The sequence below is a fragment of the Vibrio maritimus genome, from assembly GCF_021441885.1.
Classification (GTDB): domain Bacteria; phylum Pseudomonadota; class Gammaproteobacteria; order Enterobacterales; family Vibrionaceae; genus Vibrio; species Vibrio maritimus_B.
Genome location: NZ_CP090439.1, coordinates 616787 through 640423, shown reverse-complemented (window position 1 = coordinate 640423; position 23637 = coordinate 616787). Strand labels below are relative to the sequence as shown.

General features: G+C 46.6%; 17 protein-coding genes. 10 read left to right on the top strand and 7 right to left on the bottom strand.

The annotated features are described in order from the left end of the window. Window positions 1-19: 19 nt before the first annotated feature. The 3 genes from LY387_RS19415 to LY387_RS19405 all read left to right on the top strand — a co-directional run bounded on the left by LY387_RS19415 (window position 20) and on the right by LY387_RS19405 (window position 2700). Window positions 20-901, top strand: coding sequence for a LysR family transcriptional regulator (locus LY387_RS19415; RefSeq protein ID WP_234497491.1), 882 nt, complete (start codon window positions 20-22; stop codon window positions 899-901). A 125-nt stretch (window positions 902-1026) separates the two neighbouring features. After that, window positions 1027-2115 carry an alkene reductase gene (locus LY387_RS19410; protein WP_234497490.1) on the top strand — a complete coding sequence of 363 codons (1089 nt, stop codon included), beginning with the start codon at window positions 1027-1029 and terminating at the stop codon, window positions 2113-2115. 309 nt (window positions 2116-2424) lie between these two features. Further along, window positions 2425-2700, top strand: a complete 276-nt coding sequence (locus LY387_RS19405) for a hypothetical protein (protein WP_234497489.1) — start codon at window positions 2425-2427, stop codon at window positions 2698-2700. 48 nt (window positions 2701-2748) lie between these two features. Here LY387_RS19405 and LY387_RS19400 read toward each other — a convergent pair whose 3' ends face one another. After that, a complete protein-coding gene (locus tag LY387_RS19400; protein WP_234497488.1) occupies window positions 2749-3780 on the bottom strand; it encodes a S66 family peptidase in 1032 nt (343 codons plus the stop codon). A 145-nt stretch (window positions 3781-3925) separates the two neighbouring features. Then, a complete protein-coding gene (locus tag LY387_RS19395; protein WP_234497486.1) occupies window positions 3926-5689 on the bottom strand; it encodes an IucA/IucC family protein in 1764 nt (587 codons plus the stop codon). 159 nt (window positions 5690-5848) lie between these two features. Here LY387_RS19395 and LY387_RS19390 point away from each other — a divergent pair, with 159 nt between their 5' ends. The 5 genes from LY387_RS19390 (at window position 5849) to LY387_RS19370 (ending at window position 13991) form a co-directional block, all read left to right on the top strand. Further along, window positions 5849-7042: an MFS transporter gene (locus LY387_RS19390; RefSeq protein ID WP_234497484.1), complete on the top strand. Its 1194-nt coding sequence runs from the start codon at window positions 5849-5851 to the stop codon at window positions 7040-7042. 9 nt (window positions 7043-7051) lie between these two features. After that, window positions 7052-9244 carry a TonB-dependent receptor gene (locus tag LY387_RS19385; protein ID WP_234497482.1) on the top strand — a complete coding sequence of 731 codons (2193 nt, stop codon included), beginning with the start codon at window positions 7052-7054 and terminating at the stop codon, window positions 9242-9244. A 100-nt stretch (window positions 9245-9344) separates the two neighbouring features. Then, complete coding sequence (locus LY387_RS19380; RefSeq protein WP_234497481.1) at window positions 9345-9944, top strand: nitroreductase family protein; 600 nt, start codon at window positions 9345-9347, stop codon at window positions 9942-9944. Window positions 9945-9957: 13 nt separating this feature from the next. Continuing rightward, on the top strand, window positions 9958-12654 hold the full coding sequence (locus LY387_RS19375) for a GNAT family N-acetyltransferase (protein ID WP_234497480.1): 2697 nt from the start codon (window positions 9958-9960) through the stop codon (window positions 12652-12654). Between the two features lie 8 nt (window positions 12655-12662). Further along, on the top strand, window positions 12663-13991 hold the full coding sequence (locus tag LY387_RS19370; protein WP_234497479.1) for a lysine N(6)-hydroxylase/L-ornithine N(5)-oxygenase family protein: 1329 nt from the start codon (window positions 12663-12665) through the stop codon (window positions 13989-13991). Between the two features lie 63 nt (window positions 13992-14054). Here the strand turns inward: LY387_RS19370 and kdgR are convergent, their stop codons facing one another. The 5 genes from kdgR to LY387_RS19345 form a co-directional block, all read right to left on the bottom strand. Then, window positions 14055-14837 carry a DNA-binding transcriptional regulator KdgR gene (gene kdgR, locus LY387_RS19365; RefSeq protein ID WP_234497478.1) on the bottom strand — a complete coding sequence of 261 codons (783 nt, stop codon included), beginning with the start codon at window positions 14835-14837 and terminating at the stop codon, window positions 14055-14057. 172 nt (window positions 14838-15009) lie between these two features. Then, window positions 15010-16764 (bottom strand): sodium:solute symporter family protein, encoded by a 1755-nt coding sequence (locus tag LY387_RS19360; RefSeq protein ID WP_234497477.1) that lies wholly within the window; start codon window positions 16762-16764, stop codon window positions 15010-15012. A 324-nt stretch (window positions 16765-17088) separates the two neighbouring features. Continuing rightward, complete coding sequence (locus LY387_RS19355) at window positions 17089-17712, bottom strand: bifunctional 4-hydroxy-2-oxoglutarate aldolase/2-dehydro-3-deoxy-phosphogluconate aldolase (protein WP_042474720.1); 624 nt, start codon at window positions 17710-17712, stop codon at window positions 17089-17091. Window positions 17713-17725: 13 nt separating this feature from the next. Then, window positions 17726-18655, bottom strand: coding sequence for a sugar kinase (locus LY387_RS19350; RefSeq protein ID WP_128648386.1), 930 nt, complete (start codon window positions 18653-18655; stop codon window positions 17726-17728). A gap of 25 nt (window positions 18656-18680) precedes the next feature. Continuing rightward, window positions 18681-19016 carry a cupin domain-containing protein gene (locus LY387_RS19345; protein ID WP_042474713.1) on the bottom strand — a complete coding sequence of 112 codons (336 nt, stop codon included), beginning with the start codon at window positions 19014-19016 and terminating at the stop codon, window positions 18681-18683. A gap of 308 nt (window positions 19017-19324) precedes the next feature. On the opposite strand from LY387_RS19345, the gene LY387_RS19340 reads away from it, so the two are divergent. Next, entirely contained in the window at window positions 19325-21463 is a 2139-nt protein-coding gene (locus tag LY387_RS19340) for a heparinase II/III domain-containing protein (protein ID WP_234497476.1), read from the top strand. Further along, window positions 21464-23614: a heparinase II/III domain-containing protein gene (locus LY387_RS19335; RefSeq protein WP_234497475.1), complete on the top strand. Its 2151-nt coding sequence runs from the start codon at window positions 21464-21466 to the stop codon at window positions 23612-23614. Window positions 23615-23637 lie beyond the last annotated feature (23 nt).

Here is a 23637-nt window from a genome sequence, read left to right as displayed (position 1 = left end):
TGTCATTAATGAAATAAATATGCTCACCCGTTCTGATGATTTAGAAATACTGCTGTCTGTTATTGATAGCGGTGGCTTTTCCGCAGCCGCAGAGGCTCTAGATATTCAAGTAGCGAAGGTCTCTCGCAGTGTCAGTAAGCTTGAAACTCAGCTAGGTGTAACGCTTCTTAATCGAACCACGAGACGTATTGAGCTCACCGATGAAGGTAGACAGTTTGTCGATGGGGTTAGAGAGGGTCTGCGTATTCTTCAGCAAACTGAAGAGGATATTGTCGCAAGAGGAGAGCTTCCGAAAGGTCGCCTCAGGGTCGATGCCGCCAGTCCTTTTGTACTTCATCAATTAGTACCGTTGGTTGCCGAGTTTAATAAGGAATATCCTGATATAGAGTTAGAGCTAACCTCCAACGAAGGCTTCGTGGATTTGCTGGAGAAGCGGACGGACGTCGCGATTCGAATCGGTAAACTCACGGACTCAACTTTGCACGCCAAGCCGCTCGGAAAAAGTCTGCTCTTTCTCGTGGCCTCTCCCGATTACCTAGCTCAGCGAGGATATCCGAAATCGGTAAGCGATCTTGGTACTCACAGCTTAATAGGGTTTGTGGGCGCTAAGGTGTTAAACCAGTGGCCGCTGCCTGGTACTCCGACGATTCAACCCAGCATGGTTTCTAGCAATGGTGAAACCGTCAGACAGCTTGCGTTGGCAGGCAATGGTATCGCTTGTATGTCTGGCTTTATGGTCAAAAAGGATATTGAGGAGGGCAGGTTAGTGCCATTGCTTGAGTCTGATAAATTGACGACCACTGGCCGCGAACAAGTCAACGCCGTGTACTATCGCTCGTCTTCGGTCGCAAGGCGTATCACGGCTTTTATTGAGTTTATTCAACCTAGGTTATCGCTCTAGCTTTATTCCTCCTTATAGAAACATGGCTTTTGCGATTTTGACAAAAGCCATTTGCGATTATTGCTCTAAATCTAAACGTCACTCATCGCTAAACTATCCCCATTACGATATTGAGGACATACGACATGATCTTTTCTAACTTCAACTACGGTCAACTTGAGTTAAGCAACCGCATTGCAATGGCGCCTATGACACGCTCGCGCACGACTCAGCCTGGCGATGTACCGAATGACATGATGGCAACCTACTACGCACAGCGCGCTAATGCAGGTCTGATCATCACAGAAGGTGCGCCGATCTCGGCCATTGGTCGTGGTTACTCGATGACCCCGGGTATCTATACTCAAGCGCACATCGATGGTTGGAAAAAAGTCACGAAAGCGATCCATGACCAAGGCAGCAAAGTATTCATTCAGCTTTGGCATGTGGGCCGTCGTAGCCATGAATCCATCACGGGTGAGCAGGTTTTGTCTGCGTCGGCGATTAAAGAAGCTGACCAAGTATTCGGTCCGCTACCAGAAGGTGGCTTCGGTATGATTGAGACTGGCGAACCTCGCGCAATGACTGAGCAAGATATTCAGCAAACTATTGCCGATTATGTACAAGCCGCGAAAAACGCGATTGAAGCGGGCTTCGACGGTATTGAAATCCATGCTGCGCACGGTTACTTGCTTGACCAGTTTATGCGTCTTTCTAGCAACAAGCGCACAGACCAATACGGTGGCTCACAAGAGAATCGCGTTCGATTCTTGGTTGAGGTAATGCAAGCTGTTGTGAATGAGATTGGCGGCGACAAAGTGGCAATTCGTGTCTCTCCACACGTGATGGAGGGGTTCGCTGATGAAGATCCTGAGATTGTTGATGTCGTGAAAAAGGCATTGGTTGCATTAGCACCGATGAATCTCGCCTACGTACACTTCTCAGAGAATATCTCGCGCTACGTGGAAGCACCAGAGGCATTCCGTAAAGAGGTTCGTGATATCTACCCGAATCCAATTATGATTGCGGGCAAACTCACCAAAGAGAGCGCAACAGCACTACTAGAGAACAACTATGCGGATCTTGTTGCGTTTGGTACGCCTTATGTAACCAACCCAGATCTTGTTGCTCGCTTCAAAAACGACTGGCCGCTGGCCGAGTTTGATGCGGATGCTCGTTTAAGCTTATATGGCGGCGATGAAAAAGGGTATATCGATTACCCTGAGTACCAATAAGGCTAAAAGCTAAACTAAACAGAAAGGCGAGTGTTCTAATTGAACCCTCGCCTTTCATTTATTTTCACAAGTTTAGCTATTAGAACGTTTTCAAGACTGACATCATCCAGCGAGTTTGTTCTGTGTTGGTATCTATTGATGATGGTCACTGATTTGGGTTGCTAGCTAGGAGTGAACCGTGTTCTATGCCGTGTTCCTATAGGACCCATTTTGTTCGCAGTACAAAATTCATTCAGACTTGGTTTTTTACGCGCCCTATCGATTGATAGTGCCGAAAGCTCTAGCGAGCTACCTGTGAGAAACCATTTTATGAGAACGTTAATTTTGTTTTGTATCTCTCTAGTCGTTGGGGGATGTGCTGTTGTGGAGCCCACGCCAGAGAATGGATGCGACCCTTCAGGAGTTCAAGCCAGTCACAATGAAGCTAATGCTCTTGCTGCACTATCCTTGGCAAGTTTCGCTGCTGGTGGAAGTAACCATTCAGGGCTCTCGGCGCATGCGGTGACGGCTGATCAGCAAGCGGAAATCATTAAGCTCAAAGTCGAGCTATGTGAACAGCAATTAGAACAGTCGAACCAGCCTTAATAGACTAGTTCGACAGGCAATGGGGGATTTGGAACAAAGTGTCCGTGATTAACTTAATGTTTGTGTGAGGGTACCAAGCGTATCAGTTAGATCTATACGAGCCTTGCAACCGTTGATGAGAGTCAGGTTGGGAGGTCGATGACCAATGTCGAGATCAATCATTACAGGTATGTCGAGCTCTTTTAAGTGAGTTTCTAAAGCCTCATAGTAGCCTAGGTCGTTCGGGTTGCCCGAGTCAGGGGCCGCATTGCGTCCAATAAGCAGTGCGCTGATGTTAGAAAATACGCCGCGAAATTTCATGCTGAGCAGCGTTCTAACCACTTCTGTTGGCGGCATTTCTGCATTCTCCAAATACAAGACAACACCTTCGGGAAATCTATTCGCGAACGCGTCTAGATCGAGATACTCAGTACCAAACAGGTGCGATAGGGTATCCCAACATCCACCAATCAATCTTCCTTCCACTGTATTTCCTGATTTTGGCTGATTGAGCCAGCGCCATTGTGTTGGTGTGTCGAGATTGAGTCCTGATTCTGGTGCGTTGACAAAGTCGGGCCATCGACTTGCATAGTGAGTTTGCTCTGTTTGTATGAAGCTTTCGCCTAATGGGGTGCCTAAATTGGCTATGGTGCTTGAAGTCAGTGGGTCAATCGCATTTGGCGAGAGGTCCATTAAGTTCGAGCAATGGGCGGTTGCCCAGTCAAGTTTACTCGCGAAGACCGCAGAGATGGTACTGACATCCGAAAAACCGAGAATCCACTTAGGGCGAACGGTAGTGAGTTTTTCAAAGTCGATAAGTGGCAGAAGCTCCATTGCGACTTCTCCACCCCACGGTGGGTAAATAGCGTCAATGTGGTCGTCCAGTAACATAGACATTAACTCATCCGCTAGTTCAGTCGCGGTGCCACTAACATGCTTCCCTTTGTCGAATAGACAATTGCCAATCACAAGGTTGAAGCCGAGAGATTCAAGGTGTTTAGTTACGCATTCGAAGCGTGAAAGATGCTGAGGCGCGATGCCAGAGGAAAATGCGGTGATACCTATGGTACTGCCAGCTAATAGTGGTTTCGGGTACTGCATGAACGGCTCCGATGTTAGCTATGGTAGAGCCAGACTATCTGCTTAGTTCCATAAATACAATGAGTTAACAACGATTGAGTCGCTTAATTTAAAATGCTGCTCTGACGGTTCACAAAGCAGCATAATTGTGCTGGCTAGCGTTTATCTAGCACTGCTGTTTGTCTAGCGTGGTAAGCCCAATGAGCAGCGGGTTAGGGATAGGTTTGCCAAGCTCAGGCAAAGGGCGTTCACTGCTATCACCGTAGCCAATTTTGAAGCGAACTCGATTGAGACAGATCTTGTCGATGCTTTCGCTGAGTAAGTTGAACTGTTTGAAGCGCTCTTTGAGTTCAGGGTGCGATGTCTGATACGTTTTTACTTCATCTGCCAAGTAGCCATAAAACAGTGCCTCTGAAATCCCTTCACTCTCTAGCCAAGGAGAGACAAAGCGTAGCACAGTAACAAAATGGCCAGTGAGCAAGTCATGAACCAAATAGTGCGGTGGCAAACGGGTGAGGTTGTCTTGAATGCTTTGCTCTAGGGACGCTAGTTCGGGGTACGGTTGATCGACCAATCGAAGATCCCCATGGAAATCCTTGATAATACAGCCAGTTGGAATGTTATCTTCCAATACAAGTGTCACGTTTTGGCCGTGGGCAACAAGACCGACACCATAGCGACACATTAGATGGTAAATTGGTATGACAACATGCCAAAACATAGCTCGCAACCACTGTTCATGAGATAGGCCTGATGAAGCGATAAGTTCATTAATACACGCATTACCTTGCCCATCGTCTTGCATGAGTGTCGCCATAGAGAGTGGTCTTTGGTTATCACTCAGCACTGCCTCAGCTCGCTCTCGCCAAATACAGCCCAGCATTTCGCTGTAGCGGTATGCACCTTCGATTTTGGATTGGTAGGGGTGAGGGCAGTAAACGCCCCCTAGCTCTTGTTGAACATGAAGGCCGGTTTTCTTCAGGAGAGGATCACGGCTTGCGATGTTTGCTAGCCATTTGGAAATCTCGGGTCCTTGCTGAATGTACTTTCCGGGTATGCCGCGATAGCAGGAGGTGTTGAGTATGGTGAGCGCGGTTTTCACATCATATGGCACAGACTGGTCTAACGTGCTCAGCGTACGAATGGATTGTTGAGGGATCCAGCTTCCGCCAACCAAGCCGAGATCAATGATGTCTTCATTTTGGAGGTACTCTTGGAACTGAATAGTGATAAAGCGCTGGTATTGCCATGGATGAACGGCAAGCACGAGATATTCATTCAGGTCGCGCTGTGGGATCTTGGTGACAAGGCCTGAGTAGTCTTGCTCAGACATTGTTTTGCTTAGTACATCAAGCGGAGTAAGGTCAGAGCGAAAGCCGAAGTGACACAAATGCTTCTTGATAGCGATGTATCTGAGTTGGAAGCCTTCGCTTGTTTCTGGTGAGTACCGCGCAAGTTCTGCTTCTCCCCAACCTAATCGGCCTTTATTAGCAATGACTTTAGGGTGTGCATCGAGATACTTTTGTCTTTGAATTTCAGAGCAATAGACAATATCCTGATTTGTCACCTTATCTAATATCTCCAGCCGATTAATTTCACTGAACAGTGTTTGCTGTATTTCTTCTAAAAGACCTGATAGATCAATATCATTAATCGAAACCGTTTTTTGTAGATCAATCAAAAGCTGAGTAATTGTAGGGTTATTTTTGTCGTTACATTTAATTGAGCCAGAAATTGGGTTTCTCATCCCCCAAATACTTTGCTTTGCTTGATAAGACCAGCGTTGTCCATTTAAAACAATCTCTATATTTTCAATGCCTTCTTTAGTCTGCATTAGAGTATCGAATTCAAATAAATCCTCAAAATCTAGCTCACTAAATGCTTTAGCCATTAGCTTCTGGTTAGCCACTTCCCAACGTTGGTTTCTCACTACTATGAACCTCTTCTATGCTATCTATCTGATAATGCTATCAATATAAATGTTAAACAATTTATAGATAATGTATTGACAAACGATAGTGAGATCAACAATCATAGTGATAATTATTATCATTAACGTAACTTTTGTTGCACTCTTGTAGCCATGTGGATGTTAGGTGCCCTGCTCTCAATGGGGCTAAATCAGACTTTATTATTTAGTTTTCTGCCGTATGTAGCAGATGTGTTAGGCATATCTGGTAGTTCGTTAGAATGGTCTGGCGTCATAATTTTATTGAACGCTAATTTGCTGAGTTATTTTATTGGTTCAATCTATTGGCCTAATAAAATAACAAGTGATGGTTTTGCGGTTAGCGCTCGTCTTGCCTTTGCGGGTTATGCTTTAGTTAGCGTGATTTTTATTGTTGTATTAATGCTATTGTCGTTTGATTTATCTTGGCATTGGTTATCTTTGATTATTCTTGGCGCGACAAGATTTGCAATGGGGTATTTTTCCAGTGCATTTCTCCCTATTGCTCATGGATATATATTGGCTCAGAACCATGACCATGCTTCGCAGTATAAACAGCTCTCTAGAGCAAGCAGTGCACTAACACTCGGTCGTTTAATCGGACCGGGCTTAGCGCTTATCCCCATAAACTGGCTGCTGATACTGGTGGTACCGCTTCTCCCCATGTTGTGGAGTTACTTCCAATGTCCGTCTACTGACAACAATAGACAAGACCACAAGTCCCAGGTCTTGCCTGTTATGCAAAGGCTTAAACTTGCCCCAATTTGGACGCTCATTTGTGCTCTGCTAACCACCGCTTGGGTTGCCAGTTTTCAGTTAGCGCTAGCTCCTGAGGTTCACCGTCTGATCCCTACGCCTGCAGAGGCGAGTCACCAACTGGCAATGTTTCTACTTGGTGTCTCGATCGTTGCCTTATTTGGTCAAGCTGTGCTGATGCCCTTACTCGCCAAATTTATTAGGGTGCGTATCAGCTTGATGGTTCTTGGGCTGCTTGTATTCACCGTTTTAATCATCTCCAAACCAGCGACTTACCCAGTTTTTGTGATGGCAGGAGTGGGATTGGCATTGGCGGTGTCGGCTCTTCCTACTTGGTATAGCCAAGTAACGTATCACAATGCGGATGAGCGCATAAGCAAGGTGTCTGTCAGTGGTTTGATTGCTCAAAGCCACTCCATAGGGCATCTGCTCGGAACGGGAGCCACGGCACTGTTTTTGTCCCTGGGCGTAAATGCGCTCCATGCATCAGCCCTATTTGCCTTACTTCTTTTGATCTCGATGTGCGCTATCGGTAGCACGTCATTGTCACCTTCAACTATGTCTATATCAGAAAAATAAAGGAACATTATGAACACTCTAGTGAGAAAGGGACTTCCCCTAAGCTCCTTAGCTCTTTTAGTCCACAGCACGGTTTACGCCGAGCCAAAGAACGATCTGGATACTGTGATTGTCACGGGTACTAAGATTCAAACCACGATTGCAGATTCTGCAACCACTATGTGGGTTATTGATCAAAAAGAGCTAGAAAAGCACATCAATGCCGGGACGGATTTGAAAGGTGCATTAGGTCGCTTAATCCCAGGGTTTGATTTTGGCAGTGGTAGTCGAACCAACTATTCACAGAATCTTCGTGGTCGTTCTGCACTAGTCATGATTGACGGAGTATCGCTTAACTCGACACGTGAAATCAGTCGTCAGTTTGACAGTATTGACCCCTTCAATATTGCTCGAGTTGAGGTTTTATCTGGTGCCACGGCATTGTTTGGCGCGGGTGCATCGGGCGGTATCATCAACATCATCACCAAGAAAGGAGAGGCTGGCGACACCAAAGTGGAAGCGCGAGTCGGAGGTGTATCTGGCTTTAACAGCAGTGAAGATCTGACTAAACAAGCGGCGCTCGCTATCTCTGGTGGTAATGAGACTGTTGCGGGTCGACTCTCTGTCGCTTATGAGGGCAAGGGGGCCGCTTATGATGGTGACGGTAACATGATCATGCCAGATATCACTCAGACCGATATGCAGTTCAACCAAGCTATCGATGTCATGGGCAATCTGGAGGTCAATATTGATGAGCTGCAATCGCTCTCTCTAACAGCACAGTACTACGATAGTCAGCAAGATACCGAGTATGGTGCCTACTTAGGTCCTAACTTAGCCGGTCTATTTGGTTTTCCTGAGCTGATTGAGATCCGCAAAGGACTTAAGCTCGACGAGCAACCACATACAGAACGCGTCTTTGTGAATGCGCAATACAAACATGACAGCGTGTTAGACCACGCCTTGCTTGCTCAGCTTTACTATCGCAGCGAGTCATTGGGCTTCTTCCCATTCCCTGACACAACGACACCGATGTACGGCTCTTCGGTTCAGGACACTAGCATCTTTGGCGGTAAGCTGATGCTGCAAAAAGAGTGGCAGGATGTGGCACTCAATTACGGTGGTGAATATGCCTCGGAAACCTTCAGTGCAAAGCAGCGCGTATTTGATCTGCAAAAAGCGATGGCGTCTGGTGCGATGGAGTTTGAAAAGCTTCGTGAATTGCAGCGCTATCCGGATATCGACACGCAAAACGCAGCGCTGTTTGCTCAGGCTAACTGGCGCGTGGCAGAAGATTGGTTACTAACCGGTGGCGTGCGTTATCAGAAGACTCGTTTTGATGTCAGCGACTTCGTTGGCTTATCGCAGCAAGAGTATGTAGCAGCGGGTTTACTCTCTGGTGCCGACGCCATTCCTGGTGGCAGCTCATCAACAGACGTTTGGTTGTTTAATGCTGGTGGTGTTTACGACTTAGCGGATAACCAACAGTTATGGGCAAACTTTAGCCAAGGATTTAACGTACCGGACCCTGCAAAATTTTACGGAAAAGGCACCTATGATCTGACATCCAACCCAGGACACGCAACACTAACTAACAGCGTTAACATCAATAATACACCGCTACCAGGGGTGAAAACGAACTCGATCGAGCTGGGTTGGCGTGCCAGCGGTAATAACTATCAAACTCAGATTGCAGGCTACTACTCGCTATCGGATAAAACGCAGAAGATTAATACCAGTGATCTGACGTTGGACGTGGGCAGTGAAGAGAGCCGAATCTACGGTATTGAAGGCCAGTTTGATTACTACTTCACTCAGAATATTTACGCTGGTGTACAAGGTCAGTGGATCCGCAGCGAAGAGAAGAACCAAGGTGCTTGGCAGGATATGACCGTTCAGTTTGCTAGCCCATCAAGCGCGGTGACTCGCGTAGGTTATGACAACCTTGATTATGGTGTGGAAGTGTTCTTGCAGTCACTGGCTGACTATGAAGATGCCGATAACAACAAGCTAAATGGTTACAACATCGTGGGCCTGTCTAGCTACTACATGCTGCCTGTTGGTCAGATTAACTTCGGTATTGAGAACCTATTCAATACAACATACGAAACGATCTGGAGTCAACGAGCTCAAGTGCTCTACAGCGCGGTATCGGCACCAGAGTTGTTCAAATACAACGGTCAAGGTCGAACCTTCGCACTTAGCTACAGTGCTGAGTTCTAGTCAAATTATGGCTCACCTCTACTGATGGAGGTGAGTATCTAGATTGACTTTAAGTACGATAACCTTCTATTAAACGTCAGTTGGCTCAAGAAATATAACAATGAAACAAGCACTCAGTTATCTATACCAGCGCGTGTCTTATCACGTGCACGAGATGTGCGCGCCTGCGCCCGACAATAAGCAAATGCGAGCCATTCTTCAGGCGGCAATGAGCACTCCAGACCATGGCAGACTCAAACCTTGGCATTTCTTGGTGATCGAGCCATCACAAATTCCTCATATGATCGCGAACTTACGTGATGCGTGGCTCGCACACGACAAACAGGTATCAACCGCGCAAGCGAATCGACTAGCGGACTATCTCGCTAAGGCGCCAAGCCTAGTTCTAATCTCTGCGAAGGTGCAAGAGCATCGCGAAGTGAGCAAACAAGATCAACTGCTCTCAGCGGCGGCAGCGTGTCAGATGACCTTACTCGCCGCCGATCAACTTGGTTTTGGCGGCGTTTGGTACTCCACCGATGCGATTGAGTTGCCGGGTATTCGACAGTTACTCGGACTCACTCAAGTACACGTCCCCGTGGGCTTTATGGTGTTCGGAACACCAATAGAAAAGCGAACTAAAAACAGAGGCAGTGTGAGCGCACATACTCAAGTTTGGCACGGACCTAACCAAGTCACTTATTGGTTAGACGAGCACTAAGGATTAGCAAAACATGACACATTCACTGACTTTTCAGTCTTTTTTTAACAGTTTATTCGTCGATATGCAGGGAAGTACGAATCTCTGCCAAATCAACAACAAATCGGCACAGTGCGCGACCTTTGAGCTCAATAATGCCCAGCTTTGGTTGCCACTTAGCTATTGCTCACCAACGGGCCGTCATCGGTATGAAGGGACGCTTTACCTCAATCAAGATGATCACTGCCAGTCTCTCTCTTTCCCAGAAGCGCTAGATTGGGTGTTAGCAAACTACGATGATGGCGATGCGGCGAAGCGAGATCGACTCATCCAGCGCGTTGGTGCATCGGATGAGTATATTCAGCGAGCGAGTCTATCAAAACAAAAACGTGGTACTGGTGAGCCAGTGACCTTTATTGATTCGGAACAGTCGCTGATTGGTGGCCATAGCATGCACCCAACACCAAAAAGCTGTGCGCCACTGACTCAAGAGGAGCAGGCAGTATACCTGCCAGAGTTTGAAAATAGCTTTGCGATAGAGTGGTTTTCCGTCGCGAAAGAGCGCTTGATGTCAGAGTCGGTTGGGGAATCCGCTCATTCCAAACTGGAGACGCTATTTAAGCTAAGCATTGCGGATAGCAAGCGACCGAATATCGCAGAAAGTCATGTGGCTTTCCCAATGCACCCTTTGCAAGCAAAGGCATGGCGAGAGAGCGATGACTTCGCCGCGATGGGCAGCGACATGGTAGATTTGAACATAAGTAGTGCAGGATGGCGGGCGACCTCTTCGACCCGTGCTATTTATCATCCGGATATGCCCTGGATGCTCAAGGTTTCACTCCCTATCAAGCTGACCAATTCGCTGCGCTTGCTGTCAGTTAAAGAGGCAAAACGCGGTATTCTGTTTAGTCGTTTATTAGCAAACGAAGCCGGACATGAACTGGCTCAGCGCTTACCAACGACGACCTTTATCGAAGAGCCTGCGTGGGCAACGGTCACAAACCCACAAGGAGAGGGGTTAGACTTGCCTTTGATTAGTTTGCGCGATAATCCATTCTTTGCCGAAAAACGTACCCAACTGGCGAGCGCTGCAGTCAATGAAGACCAAACTCATCTGCTTGCTACGGTTAATCAAGTCTGCGTGGGGCAGCAGCAAGCTCAGGTCGTTAGTTGGATTGAGCAAGTCGCGCAGCGTGAAGGCATTTCTCAACATCAAGCGGCATGCGATTGGATTGGTGCATTTATGCAAAACGTCATTGCGCCACTTTGTGTCGCGCGCAGCGATTACGGTGTGGTTATGCTGGCCCATCAACAGAACATACTTTTGCGAGTTGATAACGGAATGCCAGCGGGCATGATGTATCGTGACTGCCAAGGCAGTGGCGTGACAGAACTTGCTTTAGAGCGCTTTGCTTCAGTGTTTGAGGGTGAAAAGCCAGAATATTTCATGGAAGGTGAGTTTGTGAATCCTTACCTTGCCTATTATCTGATTGGCAACTCTTTGATCAACACAGTGGCTGCCATTGCGGCAAGCGGTATGGTGACAGAACAAGTGCTGTATCAGGTATGCCGAGAAAGGCTAGCGGCGTTGGCAGCAGCATCTCCGGTTGACTCTAGTTTTTATAGCTACTTGCTGAACTCAGATACCCTGCACTGGAAGCGAAACTTTTTATGTTTTGTCGAAGAGCACAATGAAGCGACACTAAGCGACCCGACTAAGATCTATCGTGAGATCCCTAACCCGCTCAGTGAGGGCGCGCTCCCTGATTGCGTAAAGCCCCTGCCAGATGGCTCTGATGTTGCGATTTATCCGTTAGCGATTAATCAATGGTCTCTTAAAACCAATGGGATTGAACGCGGTCTTTTAAACGTACATGAGACTAACGGTGTTATCTCTGTCAACGTCGATACTGATGACCCGCTTATTTATTGGTCTGGTGTAGAGCACGCTTTCTTTGCGCTGGATTGTCAACAAATCACCTGTGAACACGCACCGGAGTTTGTCCGAGGTTGTCTTGATACTGAGCAACGAATGACGAGAGCGAGTTTTTTGGAACATGCCCCAATTTGGCATCACCCAGATGATAATCCGACCGAAGAAAATAGGTTAGAAGCAAGTAATGGTTTAACTCATCCGCCGAGACCCATTAAGCCAGTAGACGTTTTTTATCGCCGCTATATCTACGGTATGAACAAGGTGCTGACGTTTCGAAAGGCGTCGCTTTCCAGAGATCTTGAGTGCTTCAATCGTTGGCACAATGATCCTGCGATTTCGCCTGTATGGGAATTGGAAGGGTCTCACCAAGACCATATCGACTACTTAACTAAAATGGAATCGGATCCTCATCAGTTTCCAGTTATTGGTGAGTTTGATGGGGTGCCATTTGGGTACTTTGAAATCTACTGGACGCCAGAAGATCGCTTAGGGCCATACTATCAAGCGCAAGACTTTGACCGGGGCGTACATATGCTCTCGGCTAATCCTCGTTTTCGCGGTTGGCGATATTTCTCAGTTTGGTCTAGAGGCATAGTGCACTACTGCTTCCTGGTTAACTCCCATACCAACAATGTAATGGGAGAGCCAAGAGCGGATAACAAAAAAGTCCTCGCACTCACCGAACGGATTGGGTTTGAGCATCTGTTTGATTTCGATTTCCCACATAAGAGAGCGGCGATGCTGCAATGCAAGCGCGAACGCTTCTTTGAGTTTTATACGTCCCAGGCTAGGTAGGCAATAGAATGAAAACAATAGATTATGATTTAGTAGGTGTCGGCATTGGTCCGTTTAACCTAAGTATTGCTGCGCTAGCAGCACCGAAGTCGGAACTCAACACGCAGTTTTTGGAGCGAAAGCCAGAGTTTGCGTGGCATCCCGGATTGCTCCTCAACCATGCCAAGATGCAGACCTCTTTCTTAAAAGACTTAGTCACCGCGGTTGACCCAACAAGCCCATACTCGTTTTTGAACTATTTGGTACAAAAACAGAAGTTTTATCCGTTTACGGCGCGCGGAGACTTTATGATTTCTCGTCTAGAGTTCTCAGATTATATGGCGTGGGTTGCCAAACAGCTGCCAAACACCCAGTTCGATGCTGGGGTGAGTGATGTGCGTTTCGAAGGCGATCATTTTGTTATTCAGTCCAACGGGCAGACTCTCACTAGCAAACATCTTGTAGTAGGGACCGGAACCCAACCTGTCGTTCCGGATTGTGCAAAGGATAAGCTAAGCGACAACTGTTTCCACGCTCACGAAATGATGCAACGTAAACCAGATCTTCGTGGCAAGCGAGTGGTGATTATAGGTGGTGGACAAACTGGCGCTGACATTTTTCAGCATATCTTTGCGGGTGACTTTGGTAAGCCACGTCAGCTTGATTGGGTATCTCGCCGAGCAAATCTAGAAGGGTTGGATGAGAGCTGTTTCAGCGATCAATTCTTTATGCCAGATTACGTGAATCAGTTCTATCATCTGGACAAAGCGCAGCAAGCACGCGAAGTCTCTCGGCAAAAACTCACCAGCGACGGTATTACAGACGATTGCCTGAGTACACTTTATCAGAGCCTGTATCATGACAAATATGTGCTGCAAAACCCTAAGTGGTGGAGCATTCAGCCTCATCAGGAACTGGTGGGTTTAGAAACAGCAGGGGAGCTAAATCAGCTCACACTCAAGCATGGAATTACTAGTAATATTAAGGCATTACAGGCTGATGTCGTGATTCTTTGTACCGGATTCAAGCGAGTGCTAGCTCCTTGTTTAGAGAACATTGCTGAACAGCTACAACTTGATGAGCTGGGCCGTCCTTTATTGAATGAGGATTATGCGGCGTTTTGGAAGCTGCCGACTGACAGCAAACTATTTGTCGTGAACTCGGGTACTCACAACCACGGTATTATTGAGCCCCAATTGAGCTTAGCCGCTTGGCGAGCGGCGACAATCCTAAATAGTGTCAGTGATAAACTGCTCTATAACAATACCAGCTCAAGCAATATTATGGATTGGGATTTACACTCTACTTCGAGTTCGCAGATAGTCCAAAATAGCAACCCGCTCGATATTGCTTCTTAGTAAATCGGTCTAACTAGAGAGGAATCTAATAGAAAGCCCCGCATGATGCGGGGCTACTGCAATTTAAACTGGGTAGTTGTGATAACCCAAGTGTTCAGAGACATTTCTACCCGCTGCATGCAACAAGGCAATGTACTCCTGCTTCTTTTCTTCATCGAAGCGAATTGTTGGGAAAGAAACCGAAATTGCAGCAATGGCATCACCAAATCGGTCATAAACAGGCACTGCGATACAGCGAAGACCTGGTTCTTGCTCTTCATTATCTTCACCGAAATATTGCTCACGGACGAGGTTTAGCTCTTCGATCAGTGGTTCTATATTCTCATGCGTATGCTCGGTATGCTTTTTGAACTCTACACCAGCGAGTAGAGAACGCACTTCTTCTTCCGACATGTGCGACATTAATACTTTGCCAATTGCAGTACTATAGAGCGGGTTACGACGACCAACACGAGAATGCATTCGAAGATTGTAGCTAGAATCTATCTTATGTAGGTAGATAATAGAGTCTTCATCAATTGCGCCAAGGTGAACTGTCTCATTGATGCTCTTGATAATATTGAGCATTTCTTTGTTTGCTAGATCAACAAGGTCAACGTGCTCAAGTGCTTTTGAGCCGACTTCGAACAGTTTTAGGGTCAATGCATACTTATCTGCCTCGCCCTCTTGCTCAACAAAACCTAACGTTTTCATAGTCTGTAGAAAACGATAAGTAGTGGCTTTTGACATCATTAATCGGTGAGATAATTCGGAAACACCGATCTCTTTCTGCTCCGCTAATGCTGAGAGAATATTAAATACTTTTAGTACGGAAGATACCGCTTCTGGTTGAGTCGATTTTTCCATTTCACGCTCTGAATAGTCTTTCTAATTGTTGTTGATTATACCTGACACCTTGATGTGAGTCAGTCATTTAGAGCACTGGCTTGGTGTTAGTCACACATTAGTACTTCTATGATTTGGGAATAAAAAAAGCCCCGCATCTAAGATGCAGGGCTCACAATTAGTCTAGGTAACGTTAGTTTGCAGCTTGTGCTTTCTTCGCGCCACCTGACTTAGAAGCATTAACCAGTAGAATACCTACAGTCAGTACCATCGAACCACATAGTAGGAACAGTAGACGTCCTGTTGGCTCGTTTGGAATCAGTGCCATTGCTAGGATACCAAAACCAGCTGTACTGATTAGTTTACCAAGCATACCACGCTGTTTCGTATCTAGGTTTTGCTGCTCTTCACTGTCTGCCACAAGTGGTGTGTTCCAGTTTGTGAATAGCTGCTCAACTTCTTTCTCACGCTCTGGTGATAGGCCACGGTAGAACTTCGTCGTTAGGATGAAGAAGCCACCAGTGAACACTACGTGTGCTGCTAGGCTCAAGCCAACTTTCAGGTCAGCCCACTCACGGCCAGTTAGTGCTTGTTCCATACCGAATAGGTTTTCGATGTCTTCAGCTTGTAGTGAGATACCGAAGATGTAAGAAACGAAACCACCAACGATAAGTGTTGCCCAACCTGCCCAGTCTGGAGTCTTGCGAATCCACATACCAAGTAGTACAGGGATTAGCATTGGGAAGCCGATTAGAGCACCAACGTTAAGTACGATGTCGAATAGACTTAGGTGACGTAGCGAGTTAATGAACAGACCGATACCGATGATGATGAAGCCCATCATGATAGTCGTCAGCTTACTGACTACAACCAGCTCTTTTTGCGATGCGTGTGGACGCACGATTGGGCTGTAGAAGTTCATCACGAAGATACCAGCGTTACGGTTTAGACCAGAGTCCATAGAAGACATAGTCGCGGCGAACATTGCTGACATTAGTAGACCCACCATACCTGCTGGCATTACGTTTTGTACGAATGCTAGGTAAGCTGCGTCACCGCCTACTGAACCATACTGGTCAGCGAAGTCAGGCATAAATGCTGCTACGTACCATGGTGGAAGGAACCAGATTAGTGGGCCAACAACCATTAGGATACATGCAAGCCCCGCTGCTTTACGCGCATTTTCACTATCTTTTGCACATAGGTAACGGTAAGCGTTGATGCTGTTGTTCATAACACCGAACTGCTTAACGAAGATGAACACTACCCAAAGGATAAAGATGCTCACGTAGTTCAGGTTGTTACCCAACATGAAGTCGCCGTGGAAGTTGTCTACGATGTTTCCTAGACCACCGCCGTGGAAGTATGCTGCAACCGCACAAGTGATTGTCACAGCCATGATAACCAACATTTGCATGAAGTCAGACGCTACAACCGCCCATGAACCACCTGTTACTGCCATTAGCATCAGTACTAGACCAGTAACAACAATTGTTGCTTCCATTGGGATGTTGAATACCGCTGCCACGAAGATCGCTAGACCGTTCAGCCAAATACCTGCTGAGATCAAGCTGTCTGGCATACCAGCCCAAGTGAAGAACTGCTCTGAAGTCTTACCGAAGCGTTGACGAATCGCTTCAATCGCCGTCACTACACGTAGTTGACGGAACTTCGGTGCGAAGTAGAGGTAGTTCATGAAATAACCAAACGCGTTGGCTAAGAATAGGATTACAACAACGAAACCGTCGTTGAATGCGCGTCCTGCGGCACCTGTAAACGTCCATGCTGAAAACTGTGTCATGAAGGCGGTAGCACCCACCATCCACCACAACATTTTACCGCCCCCTCGGAAGTAATCACTTGTCGATGTCGTGAACTTACGGAACATCCAACCGATAGCGATTAGGAAAAAGAAGTAGGCGAGTACTACAAGAGTATCAATAGTCATGTTTCAGCCTTATATCATTCATACTGTCGATTATAGTAAAGAATTTCCTTGTACTTTTGTAATACAATACGCCTAAAGTGTGATGGGGCACGCATCTTTGTTTGGGGTTATTTGTAGAACATATTTTGTCACAAATTAAATGCTCTAATAAACAGTTAGTTAAGTGTAAGTCAAGCTGTGACAAGGATTGAAGGTTGATAGGCGTGGTCAATTGAGAATGTAATGGTTTGCATCGCATGTGAGCAGATTACTGCCTTATTTGTGGGACAAAAAAAGCGAGCCCGGAGGCTCGCTTTGTTCCCGATAAATGAGAGGATAGCTCGATTAGTTAACGTGCGCTACTGCATCTTTAACTAGCTGGCCTAGCTCTTCCCAACGACCTTCGTCGATTAGGTTAGTTGGTACCATCCAAGTACCACCACACGCTAGAACAGATTTGATTGATAGGTAATCATCAACGTTCTTAAGGCTTACACCGCCAGTAGGCATGAATTTAACAGGGTATACCGCTGTTAGTGCTTTTAGCATGTTAACGCCGCCTGATGGCTCAGCTGGGAAGAACTTAAGTGTACGTAGACCCATTTCCATTGCTTGTTCAACAAGGCTTGGGTTGTTAACGCCAGGTACGATAGCAACACCTTTGTCTAGGCAGTATTGTACTGTGCGTGGGTTGAAACCTGGGCTTACGATGAAGTCAACACCAGCATCGATCGCTTGGTCTACTTGCTCGTTAGTTAGTACGGTGCCAGCACCGATTAGCATTTCTGGAAATTCTTTACGCATGACAGCGATAGCTTCTGCTGCACACTCTGTACGGAAAGTGATTTCAGCACAAGGCATGCCGTTGTCTACCAACGCTTTACCTAGTGGAATTGCATCTTCAACTTTGTTGATCGCAATTACTGGGATTACTTTTAAGCTTGCTAGCTGTTCGTTTAATGTCGTCATGTTATTTGTCCTACTAATCAAGAGTTGGAGTTGCGTTTTTAGGAATAATAGCACCGCGGTGTTGAATAACTGTACCCGCGACTTTGTGTCCCATTGCTGCAGATGCAAGCGCATCACCGCCAGTTAGGCGTTTAGCAAGGTAACCTGCGCTGAATGAATCACCAGCAGCCGTTGTATCAATAACGTTGTCTACTGGCTTCGGCGCAACATAATTTGCACTGTCGTTTGCAATCACTAGGCACTCTTTTGCACCACGCTTGATTGCAATTTCAGCTACGCCAGCTTGGCTTGTACGCTCGATACACTGTTCAACGTACATATCACCGAATAGCTCTTGCTCGTCTTCAAATGTTAGAAGAGCAGTGTCGGTGAAGCCTAGCATAGCTTTGTAAGTTTTTACTGCCGTTAAACGGTCAGACCACAGTTTTGGACGATAGTTGTTGTCGAAGAAAACTTTACCGCCTTTCGCCTTGAATTGTTCAAGGAAGCTAAATAGCTTTTCGCGACCGTTTTCAGTCAAGATAGCTAAGGTGATACCGCTTAGGTAAACCGCATCGTACTCTAGCAGTGATTCAATAAGCGTCGCGCTATCTTGCTGATCAAAAACAAACTTTGCCGCAGCATCACTACGCCAGTAGAAGAAAGTACGCTCACCAGTTTCATCAGTTTCGATGTGGTATAAGCCTGGCATCTTGTCATTCAGACGTGGAATAAGAGAGGTATCGATGCCTTCTTCTGACCATGCGTTGATCATTTCAGCAGAGAATGGGTCGTTGCCCAGAGCAGTAACATAGCTCACCTGAATGTCACGACCTTGAGTCAGACGAGACAGGTATAGAGCTGTGTTTAATGTGTCACCACCAAAGCTTTGCTTTAGTAGTTCATCTTTGCGCTGCAGCTCTACCATGCATTCGCCGATGATTGCGATTTTGAATTGGTTCATAGATTGCTATCCAACTTTGGTGTGATTAACTGAGTAAGTCTTCACGTGAAGGAGAAAATATATCGAGTAGAACGCTGTCTTGTTCTAGTGCCTTGGTGCCATGGTCGAGTAGTTTCTTAACCATAAAAGCATCACCTGCTTTGAGCTCACGTCGTTCACCATCCACAATGGCTTCAAAACGACCACTGACAACATAGACAATCTGATCGTGGATCTCATGCCTGTGAATCACGCCGCTTGCGCCTTTGTCATAACAAAGATGTGCGGCCATTAGGTCGTCTGTAAAACCCACTACCTTGCGTTTGATGCCTTGACTTACCTGTTCCCACGGGTGTTCATCAGCAGAGAAAAACTTGTGCACTAACTGACTCCTAGACGATGTGACTGTCTACTTTTACATACTTTGATGACGACATCATAACCAAATCAAGAGATTTGTAATACAATAAGCTTAAGCTATTGTGATCTTGATCGAGTTTGTTTTTTTGAAACATCGTTTTAATTGGTGCTAATCTAGCAGTAAATGGGCTTGATTAGTAGCTTTTCTACAAAGACATAACGATTAAATGTGACTAAAGTCCGTTTTCTTTCACTTTTCAATGTAATCAAAAGGCATATTGTATTACTTTATAGTGCAGGTGATACGGAATTTTTAGATTGAGGGTGAAAATGTCTACGTTAGTGCAACCCATTTTGCTAAGTGATAGCGAAATTGAACAACTGAAGAAAGAAGTTGGCCGCGATACTCTAATGGGTAAAGCGATTGCAAAAAGCATCAAAGATGTTGAAGCATTCATGAAGCTTCCTCTTGAAGTACCAGGTCATGGTGAAGCGGGTGGTTACGAGCACAACCGCCACAAGCAAAACTATACCTACATGAACCTAGCGGGTCGTATGTTCCTTATCACGGGTGATGATCGCTACGCTAAGTTTGTGCGTGATTTACTGGCAATGTACGCAGACCTATATCTCACCTTCGATTTTCATGTTCAAAAGAACACCAACCCAACAGGGCGTCTGTTCCACCAAATTCTAAACGAACACGTATGGCTAATGTTTACTAGCCTTGCTTACTCATGCGTTGCTGCAACCATGAGTGAAGAAGAGCGCCAAAACGTGGTTGACCGTCTGTTTAACCCAATGCTGGATATGTTCACGGTGAAATACGGCCATGATTTCGATCGTATTCATAACCACGGTGTTTGGGCAGTAGCCGCCGTTGGTATTTGTGGCCTAGCGGTTAACCGTCGTGAGTTCCTAGAGAAATCAGTTTTTGGTCTTGAGAACAACGGCACGGGTGGTTTCCTAGCGCAGATCACTCAACTGTTCGCTCCGTCGGGTTACTACATTGAAGGTCCTTACTACCACCGCTATGCGATTCGTCCACTGTGTGTGTTTGCTGAGGTACTTCATCGTCATATGCCAGAGCTCGACATCTTCAATTACAAAGATGGTGTGATTGGTAATACGGTTGAAGCCATGCTTGCAACGGCATACCCGAATGGTCAGTTCCCAGCACTTAACGATGCATCTCGCACTATGAGCATCAATGATGCGGGTGTACAGGTCGCAGTAAGTCAGTACGCGAAGCACTATGGTATCAACGATAACCTACTTGGTATGGCGAAGATCCAAGACTCTGTGTGGGTTCACGGCTGTGGTCTGGAGCTATCACAAGCGTTTGAAAAAGCGACGGATGTGGGTCTTCCATTCTGGCCAAGCGTTGAGCTCAACGAAGGACCAAATGGTGACCGCGGCGCGCAAGGCTTTATGCGCGTGCAAGACAAAAACAAAGACGTATTCCAGCTAGTGATGAACTATGGTCAGCACGGTATGGGACATGGCAACTTTGATACGTTGGGTATTTCTTACTTTAACCGAGGTAAAGAAGTGCTTCGTGAATACGGCTTTGGCCGCTGGGTTAACGTTGAACCTAAGTTTGGTGGACGCTACCTAGACGAGAACAAAACTTATGCTCGTCAGACGATTGCTCACAACGCAGTGACGGTTGACGAAACGTGCCAGAACTACTTTGACGTAGAGCGTGCTGACAGCGTACACGGTCTGCCACACTTCTTTGCAGCAGACAACGAGCAGATCGTTGGTATGAGTGCATTTGCTAATGAGCACTACGATGGTGTGCAGCAGCAGCGCAGCGTGTTCATGTTTAAACATGATGATCTTGAAGCGCCATTACTCATCGATCTATTCCGCCTAACAGGCGAAGGCGAACACCAGTACGACTATTCGCATCAGTTTGATGGTCAGGTGATCCGCACCAATTTTGAATACCAGGCACATAAAGAGCTTAATGTATTGAGCGAAGAGCTTGGCTATCGTCACCTTTGGAATGTGGCACAAGGCGAAGCAAACGAGACGGCGCTAGTCAGCTGGCTACAAGAAGACAGCTACTATACTTGGCTAGGCACCAGCTCGAATAACAATGGCGAGGTTATCTTCACTCGCACGGGCGCTAATGATCCAAGCTTTAACCTACGTAGTGAGCAAAGCTTTATCCTTCGCACTAAGGGTGAAGACACGCTATTCGCATCGGTACTCGAGACACACGGTTACTTCAACGAAGAGTTTGAGCAATCAGTCAGTGCCCGTGGCAGCGTTAAAAATATTCAAGTTGTTGGTCACAACGCGCAAGCGTCAGTAGTAGAGATTGAGACGGAAACCTCTCGCTTTACGCTAATGGTGAGCAACAACCCACAAGTTACTAAAGATACAACCAACAATGCTGAGATCGCAGGCAAAACCTACTCTTGGGTTGGCTGTTTCGCGATTGAGCAGGAGACACTATAAATGAGCTATCAACCACTACTATTGAACTTTGAGGAAGCAGCGGAGCTGCGCAAAGATCTAGGTAAGGAAACCTTGCTAGGTAAGAAACTAGCGCGTGATATTGCTCAAGTGAATGACTACATGGCTGAAGTGGGCATTGAAGTCCCTGGCCACGGTGAAGGCGGCGGTTACGAGCATAACCGTCACAAGCAAAACTACATCCACATCGATTTAGCAGGTCGTTTGTTCCTTATCACTGAGGAAACGAAGTACCGCGACTACATCGTTGAGATGCTAACAGCGTACGCGAACGTTTATCCAACACTGGAAAGCAACGTTAGCCGTGATACTAACCCACCGGGTAAGATCTTCCACCAAACGCTGAACGAAAACATGTGGATGCTTTACGCATCTTGCGCATACAGCTGTGTGTTCCACACGCTTTCAGATGAGCAAAAGCAACACATCGAAACAGACCTATTCAAACAGATGATCGATCTATTCGTTGTGACTTACGGTCATGACTTCGACATCGTACACAACCACGGTCTGTGGGCAGTAGCTGCAGTGGGTATTTGTGGCTACGCGATCAACGATCAAGAGTCTGTTGATAAAGCGCTTTACGGTCTGAAACTAGACAAAGTAAGCGGCGGTTTCCTAGCACAGCTAGACCAACTGTTCTCACCAGATGGCTACTACATGGAAGGTCCTTACTACCACCGCTTCTCATTGCGTCCAATCTACCTGTTCGCAGAAGCGATTGAACGTCGTCAGCCAGAGATCGGTATCTATGAGTTCAACGACTCAGTGATCAAGACAACGTCTTACGCGGTATTCTCTACAGCGTTCCCAGACGGTACGCTTCCAGCACTCAACGATTCGTCGAAAACCATCAGCATTAATGATGAAGGCGTTATCATGGCGACAAGCGTGTGTTACCACCGCTATGAGCAAAGCGAAACGCTACTTAGCATGGCAAACCACCAACAAGATGTTTGGGTTCAATCAGCAGGTAAAACTCTGTCTGATGCAGTGGATGCTGCGGATGAAATCAAACCGTTTAACTGGGGTAGCTTGTACGTAACTGACGGTCCTAAAGGTGAGAAAGGTGGACTTACTATTCTCCGCCATCGTGATGCTCAAGACGATGATACGATGGCTCTTCTATGGTTTGGTCAACACGGCTCTGATCACCAGTATCACTCTGCTCTTGACCACGGTCATTATGATGGCCTTCACCTCAGCGTCTTTAACCGCGGCCAAGAAGTCTTGCACGACTATGGTTTCGGTCGTTGGGTAAACGTAGAGCCTAAATTTGGTGGTCGCTACATTCCTGAGAACAAGTCTTACTGTAAGCAGACGGTTGCACACAACACAGTCACAGTTGACCAAAGAACGCAAAACAACTTTGACACGGCAACGGCTGAGTCTCGCTTTGGCTCGAAGCAGTTCTTTAAAGCGGATGACGTAAAACTGCAAGGTATGAGTGGTAAAATCAGCGAGTACTACGACGGCGTTGACATGCAGCGTTCCGTACTACTGGCTGATATTGAAGAATTCGAGAAGCCATTGGTTATCGATGTTTACCGTATCAAGGCAGACAAAGAGCACTCTTATGACCTACCAGTACACTTCTCTGGTCAGATCATTCGCACCGACTTTGAATACAACGCAGAGTCTACGCTACGTCCAATGGGTGAAAACTTCGGTTATCAGCACCTTTGGAACCTAGGTAGCGGCGATGTTGAAGGTAGTTCACTAGTGTCTTGGCTACATGGCAACAGCTACTACAGCTTAGTGACCAGTGCAGTTGAAGGTTCAAAAGTGTTCTTCGCACGTCTTGGCGCGAACGATCCAGATTTCAACCTTCGTAGCGAGCCGGCTCTTATCTTGCGTCAGTCTGGTCAAAACCACGTATTCGCATCTGTGCTAGAAACTCACGGTTACTTCAACGAAGAGTTCGAAGCATCTGTTGGTGCACGCGGTTTGGTTGAGTCGGTAGCAACGCTTGCTGACAACGACGATGCCACCATTATTGAAGTGAAGACGACTTCCGGCAATGCGTATCGCTTCGCTATCAGCAACCGAGTAGAAGCAGAGCAAGACTCACTTCACGAGGTTAACCTAGGAGAAGAGACAGTCAGCTTTACTGGCTCATTCGCTAAGCTATAAAACAGTTTTTAATTCAAGCCGGG

Excerpts from the sequence above, each read along its gene's own strand:
- LY387_RS19380 (WP_234497481.1), top strand. The coding sequence starts at position 9,345 with ATGAAACAAGCACTCAGTTATCTATACCAGCGCGTGTCTTATCACGTG.
- LY387_RS19405 (WP_234497489.1), top strand. The coding sequence starts at position 2,425 with ATGAGAACGTTAATTTTGTTTTGTATCTCTCTAGTCGTTGGGGGATGT.
- LY387_RS19340 (WP_234497476.1), top strand. The coding sequence starts at position 19,325 with ATGTCTACGTTAGTGCAACCCATTTTGCTAAGTGATAGCGAAATTGAA.
- LY387_RS19370 (WP_234497479.1), top strand. The coding sequence starts at position 12,663 with ATGAAAACAATAGATTATGATTTAGTAGGTGTCGGCATTGGTCCGTTT.
- LY387_RS19390 (WP_234497484.1), top strand. The coding sequence starts at position 5,849 with ATGTTAGGTGCCCTGCTCTCAATGGGGCTAAATCAGACTTTATTATTT.
- LY387_RS19335 (WP_234497475.1), top strand. The coding sequence starts at position 21,464 with ATGAGCTATCAACCACTACTATTGAACTTTGAGGAAGCAGCGGAGCTG.
- LY387_RS19410 (WP_234497490.1), top strand. The coding sequence starts at position 1,027 with ATGATCTTTTCTAACTTCAACTACGGTCAACTTGAGTTAAGCAACCGC.
- LY387_RS19375 (WP_234497480.1), top strand. The coding sequence starts at position 9,958 with ATGACACATTCACTGACTTTTCAGTCTTTTTTTAACAGTTTATTCGTC.
- LY387_RS19350 (WP_128648386.1), bottom strand. The coding sequence starts at position 18,655 with ATGAACCAATTCAAAATCGCAATCATCGGCGAATGCATGGTAGAGCTG.
- LY387_RS19360 (WP_234497477.1), bottom strand. The coding sequence starts at position 16,764 with ATGACTATTGATACTCTTGTAGTACTCGCCTACTTCTTTTTCCTAATC.
- kdgR (WP_234497478.1), bottom strand. The coding sequence starts at position 14,837 with ATGGAAAAATCGACTCAACCAGAAGCGGTATCTTCCGTACTAAAAGTA.
- LY387_RS19400 (WP_234497488.1), bottom strand. The coding sequence starts at position 3,780 with ATGCAGTACCCGAAACCACTATTAGCTGGCAGTACCATAGGTATCACC.
- LY387_RS19415 (WP_234497491.1), top strand. The coding sequence starts at position 20 with ATGCTCACCCGTTCTGATGATTTAGAAATACTGCTGTCTGTTATTGAT.
- LY387_RS19355 (WP_042474720.1), bottom strand. The coding sequence starts at position 17,712 with ATGACGACATTAAACGAACAGCTAGCAAGCTTAAAAGTAATCCCAGTA.
- LY387_RS19385 (WP_234497482.1), top strand. The coding sequence starts at position 7,052 with ATGAACACTCTAGTGAGAAAGGGACTTCCCCTAAGCTCCTTAGCTCTT.